2 protein-coding genes are annotated in these 2,849 nt (G+C 35.5%); one reads left to right on the top strand and one right to left on the bottom strand.

What is annotated here, in order from left to right:
• The coding region (locus tag L1D44_RS21585; RefSeq protein WP_239893250.1) for a DUF262 domain-containing protein at positions 1–1,448 on the bottom strand (1,448 nt) is incomplete at its 3' end.
• A 278-nt stretch (positions 1,449–1,726) separates the two neighbouring features.
• Between L1D44_RS21585 and L1D44_RS21580 the strand changes: the two genes are divergently transcribed.
• Positions 1,727–2,848: a cysteine desulfurase family protein gene (locus L1D44_RS21580; RefSeq protein WP_239893249.1), complete on the top strand. Its 1,122-nt coding sequence runs from the start codon at positions 1,727–1,729 to the stop codon at positions 2,846–2,848.
• Position 2,849 lies beyond the last annotated feature (1 nt).

Here is a 2,849-nt window from a genome sequence, read left to right as displayed (position 1 = left end):
ATTGCTAATAATGGCCTTGCTATTTCATGCCCAGTAGACTTCAATACGTCTATAGCGAGCTTAAACTCTTGTCTTTGATCAAGAGGGTCAATACATTTAGATACAAACATCTCATCTGGTTTATACCAAATCGAAAACAAAAACTCAGCCGTATCGGCTAAACACTCTAAGTAATTGAGCTTATCTTTACTACTTGAAAATGAGTCAATCAAAAATCTTCGTTGCTGCGATATATGTGTTCCAGTAATTTTACCTTCTAAGGCATATGAAAATGTATCTATTAATTTTTTCGTTGCATCATTTTTTTTAGTCGCGTCTGATATAGAGTTTAAATAGCTGTCTATTAAAGCTAAATATTTCCTACCTTCGGCCTCTTTATCAAATAAAGATGATTCTTTTAAACTATGGAAGAACTGAATAGCTTTCGGTCTGAAGGTTTCGTATGCTGTTAAGGGCTCTCCAGTTGTATTCAGCGCTTCAAACATATCAAATGCATAATCTAAATTGTTTACACTAACAAAAGTAAAGCAAGTTCTATAAAGTAAGTAAGATGAAAATGCGCTAAGGTATATCGACTCTTTAATCAGTTTCTTATCTTTTTCCTTAATTTCTTCATTTGAATTTAGGCAGAATGGTAAAGAATCAACATCAAAAAATGTTTCTTGGCTGTAATTTTTAAAATCAATATCACAAAGTTCTGTAATTATATCATTGCTAAAAATAAAGCCTTCTGAAATACGCATCAGCTTCTTATCAATAATGTGCAAGTTCGCTGAGACAGTCGGGTCTTCTGCTTCTGGTGTAGAAGTGAAATAACCATCTACTGCAAGTTTATTAACTTTATGTATATACTCCGATATAGCAGATTGGTATTTGGCAACATTTTTTTGTTTAGACCAAATATCTTCGCCAGAGCGAGTTAAGAGTGGATAATAACGATTGTACTTATCCCTTGAGTTTGTATCTTTAGAGAAAAACCTTAAACCAGCGCAAACGTTATGTACGTTATCACAGAGCTTATTAAGTTGAGCTGACAGTTCATGAGACTTTTCACTAGATTCAAAACTACAAGCCATCTCGGTCAGTACCGTTAGGTAATTTTCAAGACGAAGATAAAGGCGTGTACAAAGTAAAGTTAAAGTCGTTAGGCGCTGCTGCCCATCGATAACCAGCCTCGTTTTAGAAGGTTTCTCTGATTTGAGTTCAGGAGAAAGAGATAAACCTATGTAGTCATCTACCGTAAGAAGCGTGCCAAGAAAAGTAATAGCATCACCATGATCAACCAGCACAGCACATCCAGCCTTAATATCATCAATAAGCCTTACTACTTTATCTTCATTCCATGAATAAGGTCGTTGATACTCAGGAATATGGAAGCATGTGCCACTTTCAGATATCACTTCATGTACCGATTTAGGTGTCGACTCAAATACTTCGTTTAATTTCATTTAATTATTCCAATAATAGTAATGATAGCGTTAACCCAAACACACCAATCAACACACTCATAACATCCTTTTGCTTGTTAATGCTTTAACCTGCATAATTAACACACTTTATGATTATCGTAACTCTCTGGAAATACCATCAAAGAACAGCTTATCTTAACATTTTCAAGTACCTAAATGTCTATTCGAACAATGAATTAAATGTGATAAAGCTCAAGTAGCACAATTAATTTTGATTCAACACGCCTCACTTGCATTTATTTGTATCTAAAGGAATAATGCGTACACCAAAACCAAGAATTCTCCAGGCTCATATGCTTTACCTAGACTATCTAGCCTCAACACCCGTTTTACCTGAAGTACTTGTTGAAATTGAGCGAGCTTTCAAAGACTGCTATGCAAACCCTTCATCAACTCATAGTCTTGGTCTAGCGGCAAATGAAACGGTGCAAGCAGCAAAAGAATATATAGCCGATAAGATAGGCGCATACCCAAGTGAAATTATTTTTACTAGTGGCGCGACTGAAGCTAATAACCTGGCTATAAAAGGGCTAGCTTTTGCTAACCAAAATAAAGGTAAACATATCATTACTTCTGCGATTGAGCATAAATGTGTACTCAATATTTGTAAATTTCTAGAAACTAAAGGCTTTACGGTTACCTACTTGCAGCCTACAAAGCAAGGTATCATTACCGCTGAAGCAGTTGAGAACTCTATAACAAAAGACACTATTCTAGTCTCCATAATGCATGTTAATAATGAATTAGGATCAATAAATCCAATACAAGAAATTGGTGAGGTTTGTTACGAGCGAAACGTACTCTTTCACAGCGATGCAGCGCAATCATTTTGTAAATTAAACATTGATGTTCTAGATATGAACCTTGCAGCAATGTCTGTGTCAGCCCACAAATTTGGTGGCCCTAAGGGGATAGGTTTTGCTTACATTCGAGATGCAAGAAACTGTGAAATTGAACCTGTCATTCATGGGGCTGGTCAACAATTAGAGATTAGAGGTGGTACGCTAGCCTCGCCTCTGATTGCTGGTTTACATAAGGCAACCGAACACTTCAAATTTGATCACGATGAATTATTAACAATTCGGAATGAGTTTTTAGCTTTATTAGAGTCAAAAAGAATACAGTTTAAATTAAACTGCGAACATAATTTAGTCAATGTCATTAACATTCAATTTCTCAACGAAAGAGTAAGTAATTTTCTGAGTGACTCGCTAGATATCTGCGTTTCAAAAGGTTCTGCATGTTCATCTAGAGAAATAAAGCCTTCTTATGTGTTAACTGCAATTGGTTTAACATCTGATGAAGCAAGAAATAGTTTTAGGATTTCATTTTTTGACCGTTCACTATTAACATTCGCGATGACTATACACCATGTATAGT

This window comes from Shewanella sp. Isolate13, from assembly GCF_022398325.1.
GTDB lineage: Bacteria > Pseudomonadota > Gammaproteobacteria > Enterobacterales > Shewanellaceae > Shewanella.
The sequence above is the reverse complement of the archived record's forward strand: the minus strand, read 5'-3'. Positions and strand labels throughout refer to the sequence as shown.